Consider the following 19,826-nt stretch of genomic DNA (forward strand, 5'->3'; position numbering starts at 1 on the left):
TGCGTTTCCGTGTGTATGGGCAAAACGGACACATTCTGGCGCAACAATTTCTCATACGCGGTAAATCGGAAATTCCAGCCTGTCTGGCGCCCGTTCTACGAGCCTTTTGTCCGATCAACCGGTCGAGAATTCACATCGAATTCACGTGGGGCGGGTCAGTGCAGGCGGCGGTCGTCCCCGGACATGCTCGCGAGCACCTCCGTCGGCGTCCCGCCGTCACGCCAGCGCAGGGTCGCGCCGACACCGTCCATGAGCTCCACCGAACCCTCGGGTGCGAACGTGAGGCCGGCGTCCTGCCCGACCGCCGCGCGCACGAGCGCGACCGTGGCGGGCAGCTCCTCCAGCCGCTCCGTCACCCCCATCGCCTCCAGGTCCGACCGGTCGGCCGCGATGTGCATCGGGTCGGGCCCGATCCACAGCTTGCGCCCGTTCATCCGCCCGGGGGTGGTCCCGTACTCCTCGGCCAGCACGAGCTCCTTGACCTGCCCCCGCGAGAGCACGGCGACGACGTCGTCCACCGAGGTCACGGCGTTGGACTCCCGGCCGAGCTCCTGCCGCAGCTCCGCCAGGACCCGCTCCCGGCGCCGCTCCCGGTAGGAGTCCAGCGCGTCGGAGACACGTTCGGCGAAGGCGGTCTCGTTCACGCCGGGGCCGCGCCCGCCGCCGGGCACCTCGACGAGCTTGTCCGCCGTCGGCGCCGTCAGCGCGGCCCGGGTCAGCGACACCACCCGCTTGTCCCCCGTGAGCAGCACGAGCTCGGGGTCGGTCTCCGCCACGTGCCGCTCGATCTCGGCCGCCACGGCCGCGGCGTTGCGTTCCCAGGAGTCCTCGGCGCGGGACTCGATCCGCGCGCGCTTGATCCCCGAGGAGCTGGTCTTCTCGATCTCGTCGTGCGGCGCCTGGAAGCTGCTGTGCACCTTGGCGTCGTGACCCACGCGGACGAAGTCCGCGCCCGCCCGGTCGACCAGCACCTTGAGCAGCTCCACCGACTCGTCGGCGGCCAGCGCCGCCTGCAGCAGGGCCGGTACCGCCTCCCAGGAGCCGGAGCTGGCGCTCGGCGGGTTGTTCACCACGCGGTCCACCAGCACGCCCGTCTCGTCGGCGATGACGACCCGGCCGTGCGGTCCCGGGACCCTCGTGGGTCGCAGCACCACCTCTTCGATCGCGTCCAGCACGGCGACCGGGGCCTTCTGCTGCGCGAGCTCCCTGCGCACCGCGTTCCACCGTCCGCCGACGTCACGGTCGGCAGCGAGCTCGGACGGCGTGGCGTCCAGGCACAGGGTGGCGAAAGGTCCCGGGTGGCCGAGGAGGGGTTTGAGCCAATCGATCTTCATACACACCTCCGCATCACCCGCCGAGGTCGAGATGATGCCCTACCGCATGACCCCGCCCCGGCGTTCCCTCCAGGAAACGACGGATCGAGGCCGCACGCCACCCCTGTGGGGGAAATTTCTGTGACCTGTACAGGAGATATTCGGACCTGACGTTTGCCCTTGCCCTGCCAAGGGCAAAGCCACGTCAGGCAGAGGTCACCTTCAAGCGTAGGTGTCGACCTCAGGCAAGTTGTCGCCCTTGTGCTGCGCGGCGATCAGCTCGTGGTGGCGGATCACCTCGCTGACGATGAACTGCCGGAACTGCTCCGCGAACTCCGGGTCCAGGCCGGACTCCTCGGCGATGCCCGTGAGCCGCGCGATCTGCTCCTGCTCGCGCGCCGGGTCCGCCGGCGGCAGCCCGCCGACCGCCTTGAGCTCACCGACCCGTCGCGTCACCCGGAACCGTTCGGCCAGCAGGTAGACCAGCGCGGCGTCGATGTTGTCGATGCTCCCGCGGAGCCGGATGATCTCGGACGGCACCGGAGCGCTGGTCGGTTCGTTGTCAGACACATGTAGAGGCTAACCGGCGAAGGCCGTGGCGGGCGAAGCCTGTTCCGACCTGAGACGGCGATCCGCTACAGTCTGCCGAGCAGGCCACGCAACTTGGTGAAGACCCGATACCGGGCCTTCGCCGCTTCAAGACTTCAACGGAGAGCAGCAGATGACACTTGCCACGTCGCCGGCATTGGTGGAGGTGCCGGCGGGCACCAGCATCAACACGATCCTCGCGGACCGCGTGGCCCGCTCCGGAGACGAGGCGCTCATCGAGCGGCGTGACACCCCGGACGGCCCGTGGATCAAGGTGTCGGCGAGGCAGTTCGAGGACGAGGTGCTCGCCGTCGCCCGTGGCCTGGTGGCCCGTGGCATCGACGTAGGCGACCGGGTCGCCATCATGTCCCGCACCCGGTACGAGTGGACGCTGCTCGACTTCGCCATCTGGGCCGCCGGCGCCGTCCCCGTGCCGGTCTACGAGACCTCCTCGGCCGAGCAGGTGCAGTGGATCCTGTCCGACGCCGGCGTCCGGCTCATCGTGGTCGAGTCCGCCGCGCACGCCGCGACCGTCCAGCAGGTGCGGCCCAGCCTGCCCGGGCTCGAGGACATCCTGCTGATCGACGACGGCGCCGTGCTCGACCTGCGCAAGGCCGGAACCAACCTGTCCGCCGGCATCGTGGCCGAGCGGCGCGACGCCGTCCGGCGCGACGACCTGGCGACCGTCATCTACACCTCGGGCTCGACCGGCCGCCCCAAGGGCGTCGAGCTCACGCACGGCAACTTCGCGCACCTGACCCTGAACGCCGCCGAGGGCATCCCCGAGCTGCTCAAGGCCGAGAACGCGCGCACGCTGCTGTTCCTGCCGCTGGCCCACGTGTTCGCGCGGTTCGTCGAGGTGGCGACCATCGCCGGCCAGGCCGTGCTGGGCCACGCCCCCGACATCAAGAACCTGGTGGGCGACCTCGGCTCGTTCCGCCCGACCTACCTTCTGGCCGTGCCGCGCGTGTTCGAGAAGGTGTACAACAGCGCGGAGCAGAAGGCGTCGTCGGGCCTCAAGGCGAAGATCTTCGCCTGGTCCGTGCAGGTCGCCGAGGACTACTCGCGGGCCATGGACGTGCCCGCAGGCCCCGGCGGCGCGCTCAAGGTGAAGCACGCGATCGCCGACCGCCTGGTGTTCAGCAAGCTCAAGGCCACCATGGGCGGGCAGCTCAGCTGGGCCGTCTCGGGCGGCGCCCCGCTGGGCGAGCGCCTGGGCCACTTCTTCCGCGGCGCCTGCGTCACGATCCTGGAGGGCTACGGCCTCACGGAGACCACGGCCCCCACGTCGGTCAACCTGCCGGGCAAGATCGTCATGGGCTCGGTGGGCCCGGCCTTCTTCGGCACGGACGTCGCCATCGCCGACGACGGCGAGGTGCTGCTGCGCGGGCCGCACATCTTCCGCGGCTACCGCAACCAGCCCGGGCTGACGGCGGAGGCGCTCGTCGACGGCTGGTTCCGCACCGGCGACCTCGGCCGGCTGGACGAGCACCGCCACCTGCACATCACGGGCCGCAAGAAGGAGATCATCGTGACCGCGGGCGGCAAGAACGTCGCCCCGGCGGTGCTCGAGGACCGCATGCGGGCGCACCCGATCGTGAGCCAGGTCGTGGTGGTCGGCGACCAGCGCCCGTTCATCGGCGCCCTCGTCACGCTCGACGCCGAGATGCTGCCCGGCTGGTGCGCGGCGAACGGCCTGCCCAAGCTGTCCGTCGACGAGGCGCGCGTGCACCCGAAGGTGCTGGCGGAGCTCGACAAGGTGGTCGCCCAGGCCAACGAGGCGGTCTCCAAGGCCGAGTCGATCCGCAAGATCACGGTGCTCGACCTCGACTTCACCGAGGCCAACGGGTACCTCACGCCGTCCATCAAGGTGAAGCGCGGCAAGGTGCTCACCGACTTCGCGGGCGTCATCGACACCCTGTACGGCGCGCCGGTGGCCGGCGCCCAGGCGGCCCGCACCCGCTGAGGTCCAGACGCACAGAAACGGGGCCGCAGCGCTGATCAGCGCTGCGGCCCCGTTTCTGTGCGTCGAAGGTGCTACGCGCTCTTCTCGCGCGGCTGACGGCCCCGCACGGGGCTCTTGCGCGGCACGACGGTCGGGTTCACGTTGTCGAGCACCACGGAGCGGGTGATGACCACGCGCTCGACGTCGTCGCGGCTCGGCACATCGAACATGACCTGCTGGAGCACCTCCTCGAGGATGGCCCGCAGGCCTCGCGCCCCGGTGCCGCGGAGCAGGGCCTGCTCGGCGATGGCCTCGACGGCCTCCTCGTCGAACTCCAGCTCCACGCCGTCGATCTCAAACATGCGCTTGTACTGCTTGACCAGCGCGTTCTTGGGCTCAGTCAGGATCCGGACCAGTGCGTCGCGGTCGAGCGAGGAGACGGAGGCGATGACGGGCAGGCGGCCGATGAACTCGGGAATCAGGCCGTACTTCTGCAGGTCCTCGGGGCGGACCTCGGCGAAGAGGTCCTCGTCCCGGGCGATGGACTCCATGGGGGCGCTGAACCCGATGCCGCGCTTGCGGGACCGGGCGGCCACGATGTCGTCCAGGCCGGCGAAGGCGCCGGCCACGATGAACAGCACGTTCGTGGTGTCGATCTGGATGAACTCCTGGTGCGGGTGCTTGCGCCCGCCCTGCGGCGGCACCGACGCGGTGGTGCCCTCGATGATCTTCAGGAGTGCTTGCTGGACGCCCTCGCCGGAGACGTCGCGCGTGATCGACGGGTTCTCGGCCTTGCGGGCCACCTTGTCGACCTCGTCGATGTAGATGATGCCCGTCTCGGCCTTCTTGACGTCGTAGTCCGCGGCCTGGATGAGCTTGAGCAGGATGTTCTCGACGTCCTCGCCCACGTAGCCGGCCTCGGTCAGGGCGGTCGCGTCGGCGATCGCGAACGGCACGTTGAGCATCTTCGCGAGCGTCTGCGCGAGATACGTCTTACCCGTGCCGGTGGGACCGATCAGCAGGATGTTCGACTTGGCGATCTCGACCGGGTCCTGGTCGTCCGGGTTGATCGAGCGCCCGGCCTCGCCGGCCTGGATGCGCTTGTAGTGGTTGTAGACGGCAACGGCCAGGGCGCGCTTGGCGGGGTCCTGGCCGATGATGTACTGCTCGAGGAAGTCGAAGATCTCGCGCGGCTTGGGCAGCTCCGTCAGACCGAGCTCCGCAGCCTCACCGAGCTCTTCCTCGATGATCTCGTTGCACAGCTCGATGCACTCGTCGCAGATGTAGACGCCGGGTCCGGCGATCAGCTTCTTCACCTGCTTCTGCGACTTGCCACAGAAGTTGCACTTCAGCAGTTCCGCGCCGTCACCGATTCGCGCCACTACCTGTCTCCTCGCCTTGTGCACCCTCGCGGAGTACTGCACGGGCCGGCTGGCCCAGCAGATCCGCGACGTCGAGCGGTCTCAGATCCATTCCACACCACCGGTGGCCTGTTGTCAGCCGGGCGGCCCGGCGGGTCGCCCGACCGATTTTCACCAGATCATGACAATTTTGTCAGATTCTGCGCGGCGTGTCCCACAATGCCCGACGCCGGGGCAGATCGTCCACCGCTATTGGTGGCACGGCCCCGGCGCCGGGAGGCTGCGGTCGCTGACGGACCTGACCCGAGGGTCAGTTCGTCACGACCTGGACGGGCTTGCGCGACTGGAGCACCTCGTCGACCAGGCCGTACTCCTTGGCCTGGGCGGCGGTGAGGATCTTGTCGCGCTCGATGTCGTCGCGCACCTGCTCCTGCGTCTTGCCGCTGTGCGTCGCGAGCGTCAGCTCGAGCCACTCGCGCATGCGGATCAGCTCGTTCGCGTGGATCTCGATGTCCGAGGCCTGCGCGTAGCCGCCACCCTCCATCGCGGGCTGGTGGATCAGCACGCGCGAGTTCGGCAGCGCGAGCCGCTTGCCCGGCTGGCCGGCGGCCAGCAGGACCGCGGCGGCCGACGCGGCCTGACCCAGGCACACCGTCTGGATCTGCGGCTTGATGAACTGCATGGTGTCGTACAGCGCCGTCATGGCCGTGAACGAGCCACCGGGCGAGTTGATGTACATCATCACGTCGCGGTCCGGGTCCTGCGTCTCGAGGACCAGGAGCTGGGCCATGACGTCGTCCGCGGACGCGTCGTCGACCTGGACGCCCAGGAAGATGATGCGGTCCTCGAACAGCTTGGTGTACGGGTCCTGGCGCTTGAAGCCGTACGCGGTGCGCTCCTCGAACTGCGGGAGCACGTAGCGTGCGGACGGCATGGCGCCGGCGGTGGCAAAAGGCATCCCCGCACCCGAACGGGCGCCGGCAAGGCGCTCTGCGGCTGCGACGAACTGGGCTTCAGGACTCACGGTGATCTCCTCTTGAAAAAGCTCTTGGTGCGATTCCGGGCGCTCAGCTGTGCATGCCGCCGCCGCCGGCCAGCGCGGCGGTCTCGACGACGTGGTCGACGAAGCCGTACTCCAGCGCCTCGGAGGCCGTGAACCAGTTGTCGCGGTCGTTGTCCTTGATGATCGTCTCGAGCGACTGGCCGGTCTGCTCGGCGGTCAGCTCGGCGAGCACCTTCTTCATGTGCATGATGAGCTGCGCACCGATCCGCACGTCGGTGGCCGTACCACCGATGCCGCCGGACGGCTGGTGCATCAGCACGCGGGCGTGCGGCGTGATGTACCGCTTGCCCTTCGTGCCGGAGGACAGCAGGAACTGCCCCATGGAGGCCGCCATGCCCATCGCGACCGTCGCCACGTCCGGCTTGATGAACTGCATGGTGTCGTAGATCGCCATGCCGGCCGTGATCGAGCCGCCGGGCGAGTTGATGTACAGCCAGATGTCCTTGTCGGGGTCCTCGGCCGCGAGAAGCATCATCTGCGCGCTGATCGCGTTCGCGTTCTCGTCGCGCACCTCCGACCCCAGCCAGATGATGCGCTCCTTGAGCAGCCGGTTGTAGATGGAGTCGTTGAGCCCGAATCCAGCACCCTCCGCCCGTGCTACCGGCCCGGCATCCATCCGCAGCAGATCGTTCACGTCCATCTCCTCGGTTCTGACTCTCGTCTGTGGACCACGTCCTAAGACGTCGTGTCGCTCGACCCTAACGTGCCTCGTGCCGCCAGAACTTCCGATTCGGCGGCCGTTTCGCCTACAGCGCACCGGTGCTGCCCACGGCGAAGTCGGACCGAACGCGGACGGCGGTCCGCACCCTCGCGTGAAGGGTGCGGACCGCCGTCGGACGTCCTGCTCCGGCCCGTCCGGGCCGGGGGTGCGTCAGGCCTTCGCGGGCTCCGACGCCTCGGCCTCGGTGCCCTCGGGCTCCTCGGCGTCGGCGGCCTCCTGGGCCTGCGCCACGGCGTCGCTCAGGGCGGCCTGGGCCTCGTCGGCCTCGTCCGAGCCGATGAACTCGCTCAGGTCCACGACGTTGCCGTCGGAGTCCTTGACCTCGATCTGGCGCAGCGCGACCGCGAGGGCCTTCGAGCGCGCGACCTCGCCGACCATGGCCGGGATCTGCCCGCCCTGCTCGAGGGTCTTGATGAACTCGCTCGGCTCCATGCCGTACTGCTGCGAGGCGCTCACCAGGTACTCGACGAGCTCGCCCTGGCTGACCTGAACCTTGAGCTTCTCGGCGAGGGTGTCGAGCAGGATCTGGTTCTTGATCGCCTTGGTGGCGTCCTCGGTGACCTCGGCGCGGTGCTCGTCGTCCTCGAGGCGGCTCTCGGACTCGAGGTGACGGTGCACCTCGGCCTCGACCACGCCGGACGGCACGGGGACCTCGACGGTCTCCAGGAGCTTCTCCATGAGGGCGTCACGCGCGGTGACGGCCTGGTTGGAGGTCTTGATGCCGGCGACCTGGGTCTTCAGGTCGTCCTTCAGCTCCTCCAGCGTGTCGAACTCCGAGGCGAGCTGGGCGAAGTCGTCGTCCACCTCGGGCAGGTCGCGCTGCTTGACGGAGGTCGCCGTGACGGTCACGTCGGCGTCCTGGCCCTCGTGGTCGCCGCCGGCCAGCGGCGCCTTGAAGGTGGTGGTCTCCTCGGCGGACAGGCCGGTCAGGGCCTCGTCCAGCCCCTCGAGCATGTTGCCGGAGCCGATCTGGTACGAGACGCCCGACACGGAGTCGACCTCCTCGTCACCGATGACGGCCTTCAGGTCGATGACGACGTAGTCGCCCTCGACGGCGGGGCGGTCGACGCCCACGAGGGTGCCGAAGCGCTCGCGCAGGGCGTCCAGGCGCTCGGTGACGTCCTCGTCGGTCACCTCGGTGGAGTCGACGGTCAGCTCGACGTCGGAGAGCTCGGGGAGCTCGATCTCGGGGCGGACCTCGACCTCGGCGGTGAACTTCAGCTGGCCCTCGCCGGCCTTCGCCGGGACCTCGGTCACGTCGACCTCGGGCTGGGCGAGCGGACGCAGGTCGGTCTCGCCGAGCGCGTCACGGTAGAACCCGGAGAGCCCGTCGTTCACGGCGTGCTCGATCACGGCGCCCCAGCCGACCCGCTGCTCGATGATGCGCGGGGGAACCTTGCCCTTGCGGAACCCGGGGACGTTCACCTGCTCGGCGATGTGCTCGTAGGCGTGATCGATGCTCGGCTTGAGCTCGTCGTAGTCCACCTCGACGGTCAGCTTGACCTTGGTGGGCTCCAAGGTCTCGACGGCGCTCTTCACTTCGATGGTCTCCAGAATGTCGGGGGTGCGCGCACGCCGGCGTACTGCGTCCCGGGTGGCGCGGGGATGCTCTGCTCTGTTGCTCAGCTGCTCGCTGACAGCGCGTACGACAGGCGCACGGGCAACCCGTCAATAGTACGCCTGGACGCCACAGGCGCCGAATGCAGGCGGGTGGCCTGCGGCACAGCGGGCGCGGGCCCGTCAGCGCCCCATTCCCGCGGTCAGGCCCGCGACGATCTGGCGCGTCGCGACGAGGAACAGCACCACGAGCGGCAGCGTCGCGATCACCAGGCCCGCGAACAGGGTGGACCAGGAGGTCTGGTACTCGCCGAAGAAGGTCGTCAGGCCCACGGGCAGCGTGTACTGCGCCCGGTCGCGCACGAGGATCAGCGGGTAGAAGAAGTCGTTCCAGATGGGCACGAAGCGGAAGACCACCACCGTCGCGACGGCGGGCCGCACCAGCGGCAGCAGCACCGACCAGAAGGTGCGCAGGGGTCCGGCGCCGTCGATCCGGGCGGCGTCCTCCAGGTCGACCGGGAGCTGGCGCAGGAACGTGGCCAGGACGAACACCGAGAACGGGATCGAGACGGCGGAGTAGACCAGGATCAGCCCGGTTCGGGTGGACGCGAGCCCGATCATGTCGAGCAGGTAGAAGATCGGCACGATCATGAGGAAGACGGGCATCATCAGGCCCGAGACGAAGACCTGCTCGATCACCGTCATGAGCCGCGACCGGGACCGCGCGAGCGCGTAGGCCGCCAGCAGCGACACCGCCGTCGACAGCAGCACGGACAGCGTGGTGACCAGCACCGAGTTGAGGAAATAGGTCGAGAACGACGCCTCGACCCACGCCTCGCGGTAGGCGTCCAGCGACGGGCTGTGCGGCAGGCCGAGCGGCTCCACCACCAGCTCCTGGTCGGTGCGGAACGAGTTCCACACCATGATCAGCAGCGGCAGCAGCGCGACGGCGGCGTAGCCCCACAGCAGGGTGCTGACCGCCGCGCGCCTCACGTGAGCCTCCGCTCGACGCGGCGGAACCACTGCGTGAACAGCACCGAGATGCCGACGATCACCAGGAACAGCACGATCGCCACGGCCGACGAGATGCCGATCGCGTTGGACGCGCCCGAGTGGAACGCGGTCCGGTAGAAGAGGAGCGACATGACGTCGGTGGCGCCGGCCGGGCTGCCGCTGGAGCCGCCCAGGGCGTACGGGATCGGGAACGCCTCCATGGAGAAGATGAACGTCAGCACGCTCACCGTGCCGATCACCGGCATCAGCAGCGGCAGCGTGACGTGCCAGAACCGCTGGCGGGAGGTCGCGCCGTCGAGCATCGCGGCCTCCTCGATCGCCGGGTCGAGCGCGCCGAGGGCGGCGCCGTAGACCAGCAGCGGGAAGCCGACCCACTGCCACGCGGTCACCAGCACGACGACCCACAGGGCGCTGTCGGGGTCGCCCAGCCAGGGCTGGGCCACGGCGTCCAGCCCGACGGCGCGCAGCGCGGCGTTGACCGGGCCGAACAGCGGCGAGAGCAGCAGCGACCAGAGGTAGCCCACGACCAGCGGCGAGACCAGGTACGGCATGGTGTACAGCACCTGGAACAGCCGGCGCAGGCGACCCCGGTGGTGCAGCGCGTACGCCAGCAGCAGGCCCACCGAGTTCTGCACCACCATCGCCCCGGCGAACAGCAGCGCGTTGTGGCCGAACGCGCGCGGGAGCTGGGTGGCGTACGGCTCGGTGGTGAACAGCGCGACGAAGTTGTCCAGTCCCACGAACGCGTCCTGCGCGGTGCCCCGCCAGGAGAACAGGGAGTACGTCAGCGCCGTCGCCATCGGGTAGAGCACGAACACCGCGAACAGCGCGGCCGCGGGCAGCAGGAAGAGCAGCGCGACCGGCGTGGGCAGTGCCGCGGTACGACGGCGGCTCACTCGCCCGGCGTCCACCAGGCCGACAGGCCGTCCTGGATCACGTCGGCGGCACCCTCGGCGTCGGTGTCCCCGAGGAAGAGCTTCTGCCCGGCCTCGCCCATCAGGTCGGTGCCGACCGGGTCGCCGTAGCGGTAGTCCACGAGCAGCAGGTACGGCGCGGGGTTCTCCTGGTACAGGTCCCACATCTCCTGCTGCAGCGGGTCGGAGAACTCGACGCCGGGGATCGGCGAGAACTGCTTGAGCTCGTCGGCCACGAGCTGCCCGAACTCCGGCGTGGCCAGCCAGTTCAGCAGCGTCTCGGCCTCCTCGGGGTGCTCCGTTCCGGCCGACAGGCCCCAGCTCCCGTCCGCGTAGCCGGCGCTGACCGGGTGGTCCAGCGCCGAGCCGGGCGGCGGGGGCACCTGGAAGACGCCGAGGTCGAGGTCGGGGTTGGCGTCCTGGAAGAACGCGAGCTCGTACGAGCCGCCGGCGAACATCGCGGCCTGCTCCGAGGTGAACAGCACCTGCGCGTCCGTGTACGGCACGCCGGTGACGTCGTCGGGCATGTACTGCTGCAGGTCGGCCAGGGTCTGGATCGAGTCGACGTAGGCCGGGTCGGTGAAGTCGGTCTCGCCGTCGCGCAGGGCCTGCTGGAAGTCGGCGCCGCCGTACTGGGCGGCGGTCAGGGCGTCGTGCACCGTCGGTACGAACCAGCCGTCGCGCGCGCCGACCGCGAGCGGGGTCACGTCGTGATCCAGGAGCGTGTCGTTCAGCGCGATGAAGTCGTCCCAGCTCTCGGGCTCTTCGAGGCCGTGCTCCTCGAAGATCGCGGTGTTGTAGTAGACCTGGATGGTCTGGCTGGCCAGCGGCACGCCGTAGACGGCGCCGTCCTCACGGCCGCGCGAGCCGTCCAGCGTGGCGTCGTCGAAGTCCGCGAGCGCCGGGACGACGTCCTCCAGCGGCTGCAGGTTGCCGCCCTCGACCAGCGGCTGGAGCAGGCCGTAGGACCGCACCTGCGCGATGTCGGGGCCGTCCGACCCGGTCAGTCCGGTGCGCAGGATCTGGTCGTACTCGGTGTTGAGGTGGGCCTGGAAGCTCACCGTGATGCAGGGGTTGGCCTGCTCGAACACGTCGAAGATCTGCTCGTAGGTCTTGACGTCCTCGGTGCGCCAGGACCACACGTCCAGGGCGACGGCGTCGCCGTCGCACCCCTCCCCCGCCGCCGCGCCCGGCTCGGGGCTGTCCGCGGACGGCGCGCAGGCGCCGAGGGTCAGCGCCACGAGGGCTGCGGCGGCGGTGGCGAGGGTCTTTCTGCGGCTCATGCGGCGGACGCTGCCGGTCGGAGGTCGAGGTGTCAAGCATTTCGACCGAATCGATACGTCGTGTCGGGATCGGCTACCTGGCGCGGGTCGCGTGCCGCGCGATGCGCCGGGCGTCGGCCGCCATCTCCCGGAACATGCCGCTGATCGGGTTGGTGAAACCCGTGAAGTAGAGGCCGGGCGCGGCCGGGCGGCCGTTGGTCACCAGGGGCTTCCCGCGCTCGCCGAGCACGCCGAGGTGGCCCAGGACGGGTTCGAGCGCGCGCCGGTAGCCGGTGGCGGCGAGGACGACGTCGGGGGTCAGGCGGGCGCCGTCGGCCAGGACCACCTCGGCGCCGTCGAACCGGTCGATGGCGCGGACCACGCGCACGGTTCCGGCCCGGACGGCGGCGACGATGCCGATGTCCTGGAGGGGCACGGAGCCCTGGGCGACGCGGGTCGCGATCCCCACGTCCGGGATCGGCAGCCCGAGGTCGGACAGGTCGGGGACGCTGGCCTTGCGGACGGCCACGCCGACCGCGTCGACGAGGGCGTCCGGCAGGTGGCGCACCAGCACGCCCGTGTACTGCGCGGCCCACGGGCCCTGGTTGCGGGGCACGATGTGCGGCGGCGTCCGGACGGCGAGGTGGACGCTCGCGGCGCCGTTCTCGGCGAGGTCCTGCGCGATCTCGGCGCCCGTGTTGCCCACGCCCGCGACCAGCACGTGCCTGCCCGCGTACGGGGCCGGGTTGCGGTAGCGGCTCGCGTGCGTGACCTCGCCGGGAAACCCGTCCTGGCCGGGCCAGTCCGGCAGGTGCGGGGTGTGGTTGTACCCGGTCGCGACGACGACGGCGTCCGCCGTGCGGGTGCCGTCGGTGGTCGTGAGCGTCCAGTGGCGGGCGGCGGCGCCGTCGGGCGCGGACCGGTCGAGGCGGGTGACCTCGACGCCGCGCTCGACGCGCAGGCCGTGGTGGGCGGCGTAGGTCTCGAGGTAACGGACGACGTCGTCGCGGGCGACCCAGCGGCCGTACTCCCGCGGGATGGCGAGGCCGGGCAGCTTCGAGAGGCCGCGCGTGGTGTGCAGGTGGAGGCGGTCGTAGTGGTGGCGCCAGGCGTTGCCGACGTGCTCCGACTTCTCGAGCACGGTGACGTGGGCACCCCTGGCCTGGAGGGTGGCTGCGGCGGCGAGGCCTGCGGGTCCGGCGCCGATGACGGACACGGTGAGAACCATAGAGGGAGCGTAGTGCTCTCCTCCTCCTACTCTGCGGCAGCGGCGGGGTGAGAACAAGACTGCAGTTCTGGGGCGAAAAACCGGACACTCGAGGTGGGCGGCGAGGGGCGCCGTCCGCACCGGGAGGACACCGATGTCAGACATCTGGGACCCGCACGGCAGCCTGCGCCGCATGCTGTGGATCGGCGGCGCGCAGTGGGCCGGGAAGACGACCGTGAGCGACCTGGTCGCCGACCGGCACGGGCTCAACGCGTACCACTACGACTACCACGACTCCCGTGGCCACCAGGACCGCCGGGTCGCACGCCGGCTCGCGCACGGGGAGCCGGTGACGGACCCCGACGCCGAGGACGTCTGGGTCAACCACGGCCCCGAGGCCATGGCGGCCCAGGTGCTGGCCGACTTCCCGGCCCGCTTCGAGTGGGTGCTCGACGACCTCCGTGCCTGGTTCACGAGCCGCCCCGCGATCGCCGAGGGCTGGGGCCTGCGGCCGGAGCTGGTCGCGCCGCTGATCGACTCGCCCCGCCGCATGGTGGTGCTGGTCCCGACGGAGGAGTTCCGGCAGCACCACCTGCGCACCCTGCCGCGCGCACTGGCCGTGGAGGCCACCGTCAGCGACCCGGCGCTCGCCCAGGCCAACCGCATCGAGCGCGACCGCCTGATCGCCGACGACGCGGTGCGCGGCGCCCGGCGGCACGGCGTCCGCGTGATCGAGGTGGACGGCGTCCGGGACGCGACGGCGGTCGCCGCGGAGGTCGCGGACGTGTTCGCGCCCTGGCTGCCCGTGCCGCCGCCGGTCGGCTGAGGACGCCGTTCAGTCCAGGGGCGGGCCCGAGAGGAGCTCGTGCTCGCGGAACGCCAGGGTGTCGGCCGTGGTCTCGACGATCACGGCGAGCAGGTCCGTGGTGGCGGTGGTCGCGTGGATCTCGCCGGGCTCCCAGACCGCGGCCTGACCCGGCTCGATCTCCCAGCGCTCGGCGGCGCCGTCCGCGCCCCGCGACGTGACGACACCCTCGCCGGCCAGGACCGCGAAGATCTGGAGCGAGGTGGCCGGGTGCTCGCCCAGCACGCCGCCGGCGACGATCCTTGCGACGTTCACCGTGGTGCGCTCGGCTTCGGGCACCTGCGGCAGGAAGTCCATGTCGACGCCGGTGCTGCCGAACCGCGAGATCTCCCGGGCGGGGAGCTGGATGATGCGCACCGGACGATCTTCTCGTAGGTCACCGGGGTTCGTCATGCACGGGGAGAGGGTGCCGGGTGGGCTGGAATTCGTTCACCTCGGACACGTCTGATTCGGCTCAGCCGAAGAGTGCAGCGGAGCCGAATCAGACGATGCTGGGCCGAACGACGCCCCCTAGAAGTCGTCCGGCGTGCGGATCTGGTCGCGGATCCAGCCGCCGGCCTCCTTCAGCCGGCCCGTGCCGTAGTCGCCGCCGCCGCAGGTGCCCTCGGTGAACACCGCGCCCGAGCGGTGGTCGTCGGAGAAGTTCCAGTTGGTCCAGCTGATCTTCTTCTGCGCCGCGAGGTCGAGGTAGCGCTGCGCCATCGCGAAGTCGTTGGCGCCCTCCCCGGCGTAGTCCTGGGTGCCGAACTCCGTGATGAACATCGGGATGCGGTCCGCGGCGCGGGACAGCGCGTCCAGGTACTCCTGGCCGTGCGACGCCGCGTAGAAGTGGAACGTGTACATGACGTTGGACGCGTTGACCGGGTTGTTCACGACCTCGGACTCGCTCGCCCCGTCGGACACGCCGAGCGAGGACCAGGCGCGGGTGCCGAGCAGGATGACGGCGTCCGGGTCCTTGGCGCGGACCACGGGGACGATCTGCTCGTGGTAGCTCTTGATGGTCTGCCACGACACGCCGTTGGGCTCGTTCGCGACCTCGTAGATGATGTTGTTCCTGCCGTTGTTCCGCTCGGCGATGGCCGTGAAGAACGTCTTGGCGCGCTCGAGGTTGAAGTTGGGGTCGCCCGGGTCGAGCATGTGCCAGTCGACGATGGCGTACAGGCCGCGCTCGCCGAGCATGTCGATGTACTGGTTGACCAGCGCGGTGAACCGCGCCGGGTCGGTCTCGTAGCCGTCCTCCTGCACGTACGTCGAGATCCGCATGACGTCGGCGTTCCAGTCGTACGCGAGGGTGTCGAGGGACGCGTCGTCCACGCACTGCGAGTACCACTGGGTGCCGTGCGTGCTCATGCCGCGCAGCTGGACCTGCTTGCCCTGCTCGTTGCACAGGCGAACCCCGCAGACGCGGAGCTGCCCGTTCGCCTCCACGGGGGTGACGGCCTGCGGGGCGGCGGCCGGGGCGTCGTCGTCCGGCACGGACGCGGGCGCCTCGTGCGTGGCGGCCGTCGTGGCCGAGAGGGTGGGCGCGACGGCCGCCCCTGTCGCCAGCAGCGCGGCCGTGGCGACGGCGACGATGATCGGTGCGCGGCGGAGAACCATGATGAGACCACCTCTGATCGGTCCGGAGCAGTCCCAGGGACGCTAGCAAGGTGACAGAGCGGGTGATATCCGGGATTCCCACACCGCGTCTACGGGGCGGGAGGGTCCCGGATGGCGTTCTTTGGCCTACGGTGAGCCCCGACCGCATGACTCGCTCACCCCAGGAGAGACCATGAGCACGTCCGTGGAGCTGACCCGGTTCCGGGTGCTGCCCGAGAGGATCGACGCGATGCTGGCGTCGCGGCCGGCGATGATCGCCGACTTCGAGGCCGACCGCACCGGCTTCCTCGGGGCGCGCCTCGTCCAGCTGCCGGACGACGAGTGGCTCGACATCGTGGAATGGGCCTCGTCGGAGGACTTCGCGGCGTCGCGCGCGAAGGGTGCCAACAAGCCCGGGATCGCCGCGTTCTTCGCGACGATCAGCTCCCTGGTGACGGCCGAGGAGGGCACCCTCGCCGAGGTCGGGTGAAACCCGGGGATGACATAGTGTCGGGCCGTCCCCTCCGGACCATCACGATCCGGTAGCCGCACCCGAGGTGGGCCCATGACTGTTCCCCTGACCCTGCGCACGCCCGCGCGACCCGCCGACCAGCCGCAGCCCCCGGACCCCACGGTCCTGGCCGCGGCCCTCGACCGGTTGGAGGAGCACGACGGCGGCGCACCGGGCAGGGACGACGCCGAGGTGCTGCTGCACGCCCGCGGCGCCGACCTGGACCGGCTACTGGCGGTGGCCGGGGCCCTGCGCGACCAGGGGCTGCGCGAGGCCGGGCGCCCCGGCGTCATCACGTACTCCCGCAAGGTGTTCGTGCCGCTGACGCACCTGTGCCAGGACCGCTGCCACTACTGCATCTTCGTGCAGACGCCGGGCAAGCTCGCCAAGGCCGGCATCTCGCCGTACATGTCGGCCGAGGAGGTGCTGGAGGTGGCGCGGCAGGGCGCCGCGCTGGGCTGCAAGGAGGCCCTGCTCACGCTCGGCGACCGACCCGAGAACCGCTGGCCCGTGGCCCGGCAGTGGCTCGACGACCACGGCTACGCCTCGACGCTCGACTACGTGGGCCACATGGCGCGCCTGATCCTCGACGAGACGGGCCTGCTCCCCCACCTCAACCCCGGCGTCATGTCGTGGGCGGAGCTGCAGCGGCTCAAGCCGGTCGGCCCGTCGATGGGCATGATGCTGGAGACCACCTCGTCCCGGCTGTGGACCGAGAAGGGCGAGGCGCACTTCGGCTCCCCCGACAAGGACCCGGCCCTGCGGCTGCGTGTGATCGACGACGCCGGCCGCTCGCGCATCCCGTTCACCACCGGCGTGCTGCTGGGCATCGGCGAGAACTACGCCGAGCGCGTGGACTCGATCCTCGCGCTGCGCGACGCGCACGCCCGGCACGGTCACGTGCAGGAGGTGATCGTGCAGAACTTCCGCGCCAAGTCGGCCACCGCGATGATGGGCGCCGCCGACCTGGAGACGCAGGAGTACGCGGCCGCCGTCGCCGTCACGCGGGTGCTGCTCGGCCCGGGGATGCGCGTGCAGGCCCCGCCGAACCTGACCGACGCCGCCGAGCTCCAGCTCCTGGTGCGCGCCGGCATCGACGACTGGGGCGGCGTCAGCCCGCTCACCCCGGACCACGTGAACCCCGAGCGGCCCTGGCCGCACATCGAGGACCTGGCCCGGCTCACGGCCGAGGGCGGCTACACGCTGCGCGAGCGGCTCACCGCGCACCCGCACTACCTGCGCGAGGCCCGCGCGGGAGCGGAATGGCTGGACGACCGGCTGCGCGACCGGGTCCTGGACCTCGCGGACGACTACGGCCTGGCCCGGCACGACGCCCTCCTGGGCGAGTTCCCCTCGTCGAGGGCCGGCAGCCTCCCGTTGGTCGAGCCTGTCGAGACCCGGGTCCCGACAAGCTCGACCACCGACGGGCGGCTGGCCAGGTTGCTGAGCGACGTCGAGAAGGACCCCCGCGGGGCGGACGACGCCGCCTGGGTCGAGCTGCTCGGGGCCGACGGCGCCGACCTCGAAGACCTCGCCGCGCTCGCCGACCAGGTACGCCGCGAGCGGGTCGGCGACGCCGTGACGTACGCCGTGAACCGGAACATCGACGCGTCGCTGGGCCTGCCGCCCGAACGGGTCGCCGAGCTGGCCGCCGAGGCGGTCGCGCTGGGCGCCACGGAGGTGTGCGCACAGGGCGCACCGCGCGCCGAGCAGGGTGCCGACGCCTACCTCGACCTCGCCCGGGCCGTGAAGCGGGGCGGGCCCGGCCTGCACCTGCACGCGTTCCGGCCCGCCGAGCTGGCCGACGGCGCCGCGCGCGCCGGCATGCCCCTGGCCGACTGGCTGGAGCGGCTGCGCGAGGCCGGCGTCGACACGGTGCCCGGCACGGGCGCACGCATCCTGGACGACCGGATCCGGGGCCTGCTCACGGGCGGCACCGACATCCCGGCGGAGCGCTGGACCGAGCTGGTCACCGCCGCGCACACCGCGGGGCTGCGCTCGACGGCGACGATCGTGTACGGCCACGTCGAGTCCGCCCGCGACCAGGTGCGGCACCTGCGCGCCCTGGCCCGGGTCCAGGACGCGACGGGCGGGTTCACCGAGCTGATCCCAATGCCGTGGCTCCCGTCGGAGTCGCCGGTGCCGGTGGCCGGCGCGCGCACGGCGACCCCGCGCGAGAGCCGCGCCCTGCACGCCGTCGCGCGGCTGATGCTGGCCGGCCGGATCGACCACGTTCAGGCGGCGTGGACCAAGCTCGGCATGCGCGGGGCGCAGCGGGTGCTCGCGGGCGGCGCCGACGACCTGGGCGGCGTGCTGCTCGACGGTGTCCTCGACCCGGACGCCGGACCCGAGCAGGGCCGCGAGCTCACGGTCGCGGACGTGACCCGGCTGGCCGCCGAGCTCGGCCGCCCGGTGCGGCAGCGCACCACCACGTACGAGCAGGTGGGGTGACGGCGGCGCTCGACGTCGCCGTCGTCGGCGCGGGGCTCGCCGGGGTGGGGCTCGGCGTGCGCCTGCGGCGCGCGGGACGCACCGGGTTCACCGTCCTGGAGCGGGCCGACGACGTGGGCGGCACCTGGCGCGACAACGTCTACCCGGGCGTCGCGTGCGACATCCCCAGCGCGCTGTACTCCTACTCCTTCCTGCCGCAGCAGCGGTGGTCACGGGTGTTCGCGCCGGGCGCGGAGATCCACGAGTACGTGCGCGACGTCGTGCGCACCGAGGGCCTCGCCCCGCACCTGCGCCTCGGCACCGACCTCACGTCCGCCCGCTGGGACGACGACGCCGGCACCTGGCGCCTGACGACGTCGCGCGGGCCGCTGACGGCGCGGGTGCTGGCCACCGCCGTCGGGCGGCTGAGCGAGCCGCGCGTGCCCGAGATCCCGGGGCTCGGCACGTTCCCGGGCCGGGTGTTCCACTCGGCCCGCTGGGACCGCTCCTCGCTGGCCGGGCTGCGCGTCGCCGTGGTCGGCACCGGGGCGAGCGCCGTCCAGCTCGTGCCGGAGGTCGCGCGGGAGGCCGCTTCCGTCGTCGTGCTGCAGCGGACGCCGCCCTGGGTGCTGCCACGCGGAGACCGGGCGTACGCGCCAGGCGAGGAGCCGCCGGACCGCGCGGCGCTCGCCGAGGACGCGGAGCTGCTGTTCGACGCGCGCATCGCGGGGACGCGCGCGGAGGCCGACCTGACGGAGCGCGCCCGGGCGCACCTGCGCGCCCAGGTGCCGGACCCGGCGCTGCGCGCGCTGCTCACCCCCGACTACGCGGTGGGCTGCAAGCGCGCGCTGTTCAGCGACGACTGGTACCCGGCCCTCCAAGGGCCGCACGTGACGCTGGAGCCCAGCGCGCCGGTCGCGGTCGAGGGCTCCACCGTGGTCGCGGCGTCGGGCGCGCGGTACGAGGTGGACGTGCTGGTGCTGGCCACGGGGTTCGAGACCACGCGGCCGCCGTTCGCGCACCTGGTCACGGGCCGCGACGGGCGAACGCTCGCCGAGCACTGGGCCGCCGGCATGACGAGCCACGCCTCCACGGTGGTGCACGGGTTCCCCAACCTGTTCGTGCTGGACGGACCCAACGCGGGGCTCGGCCACCACTCGGCGCTGGAGGTGATCGAGGCGCAGATCGGCTACGTGCTGGGCGCGCTCGACCACCTGGACGCGACCGGCGGGCCGCTGGAGGTGTCGGCCGAGGCCGAGGCCGCCTACACCGCCGAGGTGGACCGCCGCGCCGCCGGGACGGTGTGGCTGCGCGGCGGCTGCCGGAGCTGGTACGTCGACGAGCGCTCGGGCCGCCTGACCCTCCTCTGGCCGGGCCGGGCCAGAGAGTTCGCGAACCGGTTCGGCACCTTCGACCCGGTGCCGTTCCAGGAGGGGTCCGGGTCGAGGATCCGGGCGGTCGGCAGAATGTCAGGTGATCGGTAGCTCGAGCTGCCGA

General features: G+C 71.3%; 17 protein-coding genes. 5 read left to right on the forward strand and 12 right to left on the reverse strand.

Annotation, left to right across the window (positions count from 1 at the left end):
* Window positions 1-155 precede the first annotated feature (155 nt).
* Window positions 156-1,334 carry a baeRF2 domain-containing protein gene (locus H291_RS0120750; RefSeq protein ID WP_020016947.1) on the reverse strand — a complete coding sequence of 393 codons (1,179 nt, stop codon included), beginning with the start codon at window positions 1,332-1,334 and terminating at the stop codon, window positions 156-158.
* A gap of 201 nt (window positions 1,335-1,535) precedes the next feature.
* Window positions 1,536-1,883 (reverse strand): chorismate mutase, encoded by a 348-nt coding sequence (locus H291_RS0120755; protein ID WP_121387039.1) that lies wholly within the window; start codon window positions 1,881-1,883, stop codon window positions 1,536-1,538.
* 151 nt (window positions 1,884-2,034) lie between these two features.
* On the opposite strand from H291_RS0120755, the gene H291_RS0120760 reads away from it, so the two are divergent.
* Window positions 2,035-3,867, forward strand: a complete 1,833-nt coding sequence (locus H291_RS0120760; RefSeq protein ID WP_026365962.1) for an AMP-dependent synthetase/ligase — start codon at window positions 2,035-2,037, stop codon at window positions 3,865-3,867.
* Between the two features lie 71 nt (window positions 3,868-3,938).
* Here H291_RS0120760 and clpX read toward each other — a convergent pair whose 3' ends face one another.
* The 8 genes from clpX to H291_RS0120800 all read right to left on the reverse strand — a co-directional run bounded on the left by clpX (window position 3,939) and on the right by H291_RS0120800 (window position 12,966).
* The gene (gene clpX, locus H291_RS0120765; protein ID WP_020016950.1) at window positions 3,939-5,228 is read right to left on the reverse strand and encodes an ATP-dependent Clp protease ATP-binding subunit ClpX; all 1,290 of its coding nucleotides are present in this window, start codon (window positions 5,226-5,228) and stop codon (window positions 3,939-3,941) included.
* A 289-nt stretch (window positions 5,229-5,517) separates the two neighbouring features.
* The gene (locus tag H291_RS0120770; protein ID WP_026365963.1) at window positions 5,518-6,231 is read right to left on the reverse strand and encodes an ATP-dependent Clp protease proteolytic subunit; all 714 of its coding nucleotides are present in this window, start codon (window positions 6,229-6,231) and stop codon (window positions 5,518-5,520) included.
* Window positions 6,232-6,274: 43 nt separating this feature from the next.
* Complete coding sequence (locus H291_RS0120775) at window positions 6,275-6,910, reverse strand: ATP-dependent Clp protease proteolytic subunit (protein WP_020016952.1); 636 nt, start codon at window positions 6,908-6,910, stop codon at window positions 6,275-6,277.
* Between the two features lie 231 nt (window positions 6,911-7,141).
* Window positions 7,142-8,530 carry a trigger factor gene (gene tig, locus H291_RS0120780; protein ID WP_020016953.1) on the reverse strand — a complete coding sequence of 463 codons (1,389 nt, stop codon included), beginning with the start codon at window positions 8,528-8,530 and terminating at the stop codon, window positions 7,142-7,144.
* A 201-nt stretch (window positions 8,531-8,731) separates the two neighbouring features.
* The gene (locus H291_RS0120785; RefSeq protein WP_020016954.1) at window positions 8,732-9,541 is read right to left on the reverse strand and encodes a carbohydrate ABC transporter permease; all 810 of its coding nucleotides are present in this window, start codon (window positions 9,539-9,541) and stop codon (window positions 8,732-8,734) included.
* Window positions 9,538-10,458 carry a carbohydrate ABC transporter permease gene (locus tag H291_RS0120790; protein ID WP_232216131.1) on the reverse strand — a complete coding sequence of 307 codons (921 nt, stop codon included), beginning with the start codon at window positions 10,456-10,458 and terminating at the stop codon, window positions 9,538-9,540. The genes H291_RS0120785 and H291_RS0120790 overlap by 4 nt, the downstream gene beginning before the upstream one ends.
* Window positions 10,455-11,759 (reverse strand): ABC transporter substrate-binding protein, encoded by a 1,305-nt coding sequence (locus tag H291_RS0120795; protein WP_020016956.1) that lies wholly within the window; start codon window positions 11,757-11,759, stop codon window positions 10,455-10,457. The genes H291_RS0120790 and H291_RS0120795 overlap by 4 nt, the downstream gene beginning before the upstream one ends.
* A 73-nt stretch (window positions 11,760-11,832) precedes the next feature.
* Window positions 11,833-12,966: a flavin-containing monooxygenase gene (locus H291_RS0120800; RefSeq protein WP_020016957.1), complete on the reverse strand. Its 1,134-nt coding sequence runs from the start codon at window positions 12,964-12,966 to the stop codon at window positions 11,833-11,835.
* A 133-nt stretch (window positions 12,967-13,099) separates the two neighbouring features.
* On the opposite strand from H291_RS0120800, the gene H291_RS0120805 reads away from it, so the two are divergent.
* Window positions 13,100-13,771: a hypothetical protein gene (locus H291_RS0120805; protein WP_020016958.1), complete on the forward strand. Its 672-nt coding sequence runs from the start codon at window positions 13,100-13,102 to the stop codon at window positions 13,769-13,771.
* 9 nt (window positions 13,772-13,780) lie between these two features.
* Here H291_RS0120805 and H291_RS32800 read toward each other — a convergent pair whose 3' ends face one another.
* Both H291_RS32800 and H291_RS0120815 read right to left on the reverse strand, forming a co-directional pair.
* Entirely contained in the window at window positions 13,781-14,167 is a 387-nt protein-coding gene (locus H291_RS32800) for a cupin domain-containing protein (RefSeq protein WP_020016959.1), read from the reverse strand.
* Between the two features lie 153 nt (window positions 14,168-14,320).
* Window positions 14,321-15,409, reverse strand: a complete 1,089-nt coding sequence (locus tag H291_RS0120815; protein WP_020016960.1) for a glycoside hydrolase family 5 protein — start codon at window positions 15,407-15,409, stop codon at window positions 14,321-14,323.
* Window positions 15,410-15,581: 172 nt separating this feature from the next.
* Here H291_RS0120815 and H291_RS0120820 point away from each other — a divergent pair, with 172 nt between their 5' ends.
* The 3 genes from H291_RS0120820 (at window position 15,582) to H291_RS0120830 (ending at window position 19,813) form a co-directional block, all read left to right on the forward strand.
* Window positions 15,582-15,878: a hypothetical protein gene (locus tag H291_RS0120820; protein ID WP_020016961.1), complete on the forward strand. Its 297-nt coding sequence runs from the start codon at window positions 15,582-15,584 to the stop codon at window positions 15,876-15,878.
* A 75-nt stretch (window positions 15,879-15,953) separates the two neighbouring features.
* The gene (gene cofG / locus H291_RS0120825) at window positions 15,954-18,350 is read left to right on the forward strand and encodes a 7,8-didemethyl-8-hydroxy-5-deazariboflavin synthase CofG (RefSeq protein ID WP_020016962.1); all 2,397 of its coding nucleotides are present in this window, start codon (window positions 15,954-15,956) and stop codon (window positions 18,348-18,350) included.
* Window positions 18,347-19,813 (forward strand): flavin-containing monooxygenase, encoded by a 1,467-nt coding sequence (locus tag H291_RS0120830; protein ID WP_020016963.1) that lies wholly within the window; start codon window positions 18,347-18,349, stop codon window positions 19,811-19,813. Before cofG ends, H291_RS0120830 begins: the two co-directional genes overlap by 4 nt.
* The last annotated feature ends 13 nt before the right edge of the window (window positions 19,814-19,826 follow it).

The organism is Promicromonospora sukumoe 327MFSha3.1 (genome assembly GCF_000385135.1).
GTDB classification, from domain to species: domain Bacteria; phylum Actinomycetota; class Actinomycetes; order Actinomycetales; family Cellulomonadaceae; genus Promicromonospora; species Promicromonospora sukumoe_B.

Bases quoted from the DNA above. Each gene is read 5' to 3' on its own strand.
- H291_RS0120795 (WP_020016956.1), bottom strand. From the start codon at position 11,759: ATGAGCCGCAGAAAGACCCTCGCCACCGCCGCCGCAGCCCTCGTGGCG.
- H291_RS0120760 (WP_026365962.1), top strand. From the start codon at position 2,035: ATGACACTTGCCACGTCGCCGGCATTGGTGGAGGTGCCGGCGGGCACC.
- H291_RS0120800 (WP_020016957.1), bottom strand. From the start codon at position 12,966: ATGGTTCTCACCGTGTCCGTCATCGGCGCCGGACCCGCAGGCCTCGCC.
- H291_RS0120820 (WP_020016961.1), top strand. From the start codon at position 15,582: ATGAGCACGTCCGTGGAGCTGACCCGGTTCCGGGTGCTGCCCGAGAGG.
- cofG (WP_020016962.1), top strand. From the start codon at position 15,954: ATGACTGTTCCCCTGACCCTGCGCACGCCCGCGCGACCCGCCGACCAG.
- H291_RS0120775 (WP_020016952.1), bottom strand. From the start codon at position 6,910: ATGGACGTGAACGATCTGCTGCGGATGGATGCCGGGCCGGTAGCACGG.
- H291_RS0120750 (WP_020016947.1), bottom strand. From the start codon at position 1,334: ATGAAGATCGATTGGCTCAAACCCCTCCTCGGCCACCCGGGACCTTTC.
- H291_RS0120815 (WP_020016960.1), bottom strand. From the start codon at position 15,409: ATGGTTCTCCGCCGCGCACCGATCATCGTCGCCGTCGCCACGGCCGCG.
- H291_RS0120805 (WP_020016958.1), top strand. From the start codon at position 13,100: ATGTCAGACATCTGGGACCCGCACGGCAGCCTGCGCCGCATGCTGTGG.